This is a genomic window from Salipiger sp. HF18 (assembly GCF_011806505.1).
Taxonomy (GTDB): domain Bacteria; phylum Pseudomonadota; class Alphaproteobacteria; order Rhodobacterales; family Rhodobacteraceae; genus Salipiger; species Salipiger thiooxidans.
On record NZ_JAATOS010000704.1, the window covers coordinates 1 to 1618 of the forward strand.

Sequence of the window (1618 nt, forward strand, 5' to 3'; positions counted from 1 at the left end):
ATCCAGCGAGTTGGCCTTCTCGACCAGTTGGCGGAAATCCTCGACCAGCGCCGGTACCTCGGAGGTGGCGCCCGAGAGGTCGTCCGCCACGCCGGTCACCGTGTCGGCGGCGGCAGTGGCGCTTTCCAGCGTCTCGGCGAGCTTGCCCACCAGGTCAGCGGTGCGCAGGTCCTCGATGATGCCGCGCAGTTCCAAGACTGTGGCGTTGAGCTCGCCCGGCAGGGCCTGGACCTCGTCGCTGCCGATCACACCGCGGGCGTCGTCGAGCAGGCCGGTGACCGCACCCGGCACGCTGCGCAGGTTCTCGTCGCTGGCAAAGCTCTCGATGGCGCGGAGGGTGGCGACCGCCTGGTCCATCAGTTCCTCGACCGGCAGGTTGTCGACGCGCTTGAACAGCCCCTCGGCGGTGGCCGCGACATCCGGCAGGTCCGAGGCCACCGAGGGCAGCACCGGCGCCGCGGTGTCGAAGATGCCAAGGGCGGCGGGCGCGGCGTCCGGGATTTCGGCCAGCTCGATCATCAGGTTGCTGCTGAACAGCCCCGGCGAGGCCAGCCGCGCGCGCAGACCGCCCTGCACCGCCTCGGAGAGGAAGCGGATGGTCTCGGCCTGCGGCGCGTCGGCGTCGAGCCCGAGCGAACGCGGGTCGATCTGGATCGACGCGCGCAGCTTGACCTGCTGACGGCCGCTGGTGTCGTCGATGAAGGCACCGATGCCGGTGACCGAGCCGACCTTGAGGCCGCGATAGGTGACCGAAGAGCCCGCCTCGAGACCGCGCACGCTCTCGTCGAACTCGACGACCAGGTCCACGGCGTTGTCGAGCGTCTCGCTGAACACGCTGTCGCGGGCCGCGCCTTCGTCGTCGAAGAGGTCGAAGACGTAGCGCGAGCCAACCGGGCTGCCGCCGGAGAACACCGTGTCGAAGGCGACGCCGCCACGCAGCAGCGAGGACAGCGAGCCCACCGACAGGTCGAGCCCGCCCGGTCCGAAGTTCACGTTGAAGCCCGAGGTGTTCCAGAACCGCGTCGCGGTGGTGATGCGCTTGTCATGGGGCGCCTCGATGAAGGCGTCGGCGATGACCCCCTTGCCGGAATCGAGCAGCCTCGGCGTCTCGATGCGGCCGACCTCGACGCCCTGGTGCAGGATCGGCGCCCCGGCCGAGAGCATGCTGCCGTTGGCGGCTCGCAGCACGATGCGCGTGCCCTCCATCCCCGGCTTCACCAGCGGCGCGGAATCGAGCCCGGTGAAACGGGTGGCCTCGGCCCCCGCCTGCGGCTCGAACGCCGCCTCGAGATAGACGCCCGAGAGCACCGTGTTCAGCCCCGTGATGCCCGAGGCGCTGACCTCGGGCCGGACGACCCAGAACTGCGCGTCGTCGGGCAGCGACGAGGCCACGTTGTTGTCGACCCGCGCCTTCACCAGCACCGAGGTCAGGTCGGACGAGAACGCGACGTCCTCGACCACGCCGATGTCGACGTCGCGGTAGCGGATCGAGGTCTCGCCGGCGACGATGCCGGCGGCGTTCTCGAAGGTGATCTCGATGCGCGAGCCGCGCTCGGAGAAGCTCTTCCAGGCGATGCCGAGCGTTACCGCGAGCGCCAGGATCGGCACCAGCCACGTC

At 70.1% G+C, this 1618-nt stretch carries 1 protein-coding gene; it reads right to left on the minus strand.

Annotated features, from left to right (window positions below):
* On the minus strand, nucleotides 1-1618 hold a 1618-nt coding region (locus tag HC022_RS26100; protein ID WP_167454318.1), incomplete at both ends, for an intermembrane transport protein PqiB.